Origin of the sequence: Afifella pfennigii DSM 17143 (assembly GCF_000688515.1) — a bacterium.
GTDB classification, from domain to species: Bacteria; Pseudomonadota; Alphaproteobacteria; order Rhizobiales; family Afifellaceae; genus Afifella; species Afifella pfennigii.
Map to the genome: position 1 here is coordinate 1 of NZ_JHZK01000058.1, position 2,843 is coordinate 2,843.

2 protein-coding genes are annotated in these 2,843 nt (G+C 61.0%); both read right to left on the minus strand.

Annotation, left to right across the window (positions count from 1 at the left end; genetic code table 11):
- Positions 1-35: 35 nt before the first annotated feature.
- Positions 36-1,100, minus strand: a complete 1,065-nt coding sequence (locus Q331_RS0119170; protein WP_156953429.1) for a hypothetical protein — start codon at positions 1,098-1,100, stop codon at positions 36-38.
- Between the two features lie 39 nt (positions 1,101-1,139).
- The gene (locus tag Q331_RS0119175) at positions 1,140-2,312 is read right to left on the minus strand and encodes a Fic family protein (protein WP_026381979.1); all 1,173 of its coding nucleotides are present in this window, start codon (positions 2,310-2,312) and stop codon (positions 1,140-1,142) included.
- Between the last annotated feature and the right edge of the window lie 531 nt (positions 2,313-2,843).

A 2,843-nucleotide genomic window follows, 5' to 3' on the forward strand; every position in this document is an offset into this window, starting at 1 on the left:
CTCCTTGGCGGTTACGATGAGCCAGAAACCCTCCTTTACGAAATCACCTCAGATGGCCCATGGGCGCTGATCCCGGACACAGAGGGATAATCACCCAATGTATCGAGCGTGAACTTTAGCAGCGCCTCATGCGCGATGTGGCACAGATCATTTGCGTGATAGACCCACCATCGCGACCGCTGCACTTCGAGCGATGGATCGTCGAGGTTCAGGGTGTTTCCTTGCTGATCGTGACCCGCGTAGAGTACCCATCGAACTTCATCGGCTCGGGGCTCCCGCTCCAGGAAGTCCGCCACCTTGAGGATCAATAGGATGCTCAGCTTGCGCGCCAGCGCCCCGCTCGACGGAGCCCTGGCGCGTGACAGCAGGATTTCTTCGTAGAGTTTCTGCTCCGTGCTCTCGCTGGCAATCCGTGAAGGCAGCAAGGGAGCGAGTTCATCGAGCTCGTCGTGAGTGACCAATCCAAGCTTGATCAGCCCGAAATAGAGATCAGCCCGTGAACCGAGAGACTGCTCGAAGGCCTGAGCAAGTCCCTCGCCAAGGTCCTTGCTGGGCAGCGGAATTTCATGGTCGTCGGAGCGGTCGAAGATGCCGATGTCAAAGAGCTGACTGCGATAGGCCGCGCCGAAGGCGCCCCACGCCTGTTTCAGGTAGTAGGCCTCGCTGCCAGGCTCGGCAGCCTCCTTGAAATCGATGGTGTCGCCGGACGCGTCTTCGAGCGTTCTGGTGGCCCAGTCCGTTCCGGCGACGCCGGGCTCACCTCCGTGGTGCGCTGCTACGAGCGCACAAAGCGCTTCAGCGCGCCTGACGTGCCTCTTCCAGTTATTCGGGTCTGTATCGCCGATCTCCTTGGCATAACGCTGCGCCAGCCAAGCATAGAGCCCGTAGTACCGCATCCGCAGCGTCACGTTCGATATGCCGGGCAGAAGCGACTGGTAGAGATTTACGCTGCTGTTTTGCATCCCGAGCGGGTCGAGACCGTTCTTCTTGCGGTACTCGGTCCACTCGGGAAAGGCGATGAGATCCTGATTTTCGGCCGGCTCATTCAACGTTCTTAATTCCTGTTCCGAAATTTTCGCGTTCCCGATGCTTTTTCCCACCTGCCTTCTCCGCAGGACCGGCTTCGGCAGATCTCTGGATCACAGGGGCTCTGTTCCTCGGCTGAGGATGCTCAAGTAGTCGCTGTACACATACATCCGGCCACGCTGCTTCCCGGTGATCTCCCGCACGATACCGAGATCCTCCAGATGCTGGATCGACTTGGCTATTGTCGGGGGCGAGATGCTCAGCCGCTGTGCCGCTGCGGGAATGCCGATGATCGGCTTCTGCTGAAGCAGCTGGTGGACCCGGAGAGCGGATGCGGCCGGCCGCCCGAGATCCTCGATCCGGTGCCGATCGGCTTCGAACAGTGCGAGGATTTCGCGCGCCGCCTCTGATGCCTGCAGAGAAGTCTCGGCGATGCCGTCGAGGAAAAACTCCAGCCATGTCTCCCAGTCGCCGTTCTCGCGAACCTGCTGCAGCAGGTCGTAGTACTGGCGGCGATGCGTCTTGAAGTAGAGGCTGAGATAGAGGATCGGCTCCTTCAGGATCCCCTGCGTGCAGAGCAGGAAGGTGATGAGCAGGCGGCCGAGACGGCCGTTCCCATCGAGGAACGGATGAATGGTCTCGAACTGCACATGGACCAGCCCGGCCTTGATGAGGGTCGGCATCTCCGGTGCGTCGGTATGGATGAACGCTTCAAGGTCCGACATCAGGTCGAGAACGTGCTCGGGCGGTGGCGGGACAAAGAGCGCATTGCCCGGTCGCGTTCCGCCGATCCAGTTCTGGGAACGCCGGAACTCGCCCGGCTGCTTCGTGCTCCCGCGTCCCTTTTCAAGAAGGATGGCGTGGATCTCCCGGATCAGGCGCAGAGAAAGCGGAAAGCCTTCGCGGATCCTGTCGAGGCCATGGTTCATGGCGGCGACGTAGTTGGACACTTCCTGCACGTCGTCGAGCGGGACGCCCGGCGCTTCCTCGCTCTCGAACAGCAGCAGGTCGGAGAGCGACGACTGCGTGCCCTCGATCTGCGAGGACAGCAGCGCCTCCTTGCGAACGTACATATAGAGGAAGAGCGGGGTGTCGGGCAGGATGGAGGTCACTCCATCCAACCGGCCGATTGCGCGGTTCGCGCGCTCAAGCTGACGGTAGAGCCGGTCCATCCTCACTCCCGGGGCTGGCGGCAACGGGGGAGGCACGAACGCCTCTGCACGCTCGCCCGCGGTCGAGATGGCCACGTGCTGACCCAACCGTGATGGCTCTGGTGATAACGCCATGGTTGAAAAAGGATCCTTTCCTTGGCAGGCTGCCTGAGAAAGGATATCGCATATTCCTTTCTTTGTCGTGGTTCTAACGGAAGGTTCCTTTTCTTGTCGAGTGCTCATTCCCTCTGTCCGCGCCAGATCCGGTCCGGGCGCACCCTCTGAACCGGTGGCGCGATGGGACATCAGCGCCTCGGAAAACTCCCCACCCACCGATACCTGCCGGACATCGTCAGGTATCTGGTGACCGGTGGCACGCCCACCGCGCACTTGGTGGAACAGATCACCGAAGTGGGGCGGGATGCACTGAAGCGTGCCCTTAAGGATCCTGTCTTCGTGGAAGCGTTGTGGCTGCTCATCAGGTTGCCGCAGGCGGCCGCGTCGAGGGACTTCGGGACGGCTCTCGCCGAGATCGGCATGGGCACACAGCGGCCGACGTCAGTCGCGGAACTTGTCCGGGATCAGCGCCCATGGGCCATCTGAGGTGATTTCGTAAAGGAGGGTTTCTGGCTCATCGTAACCGCCAAGGAGTGGAGATGAGACAGA

Bases quoted from the DNA above. Each gene is read 5' to 3' on its own strand.
- Q331_RS0119175 (WP_026381979.1), bottom strand. From the start codon at position 2,312: ATGGCGTTATCACCAGAGCCATCACGGTTGGGTCAGCACGTGGCCATC.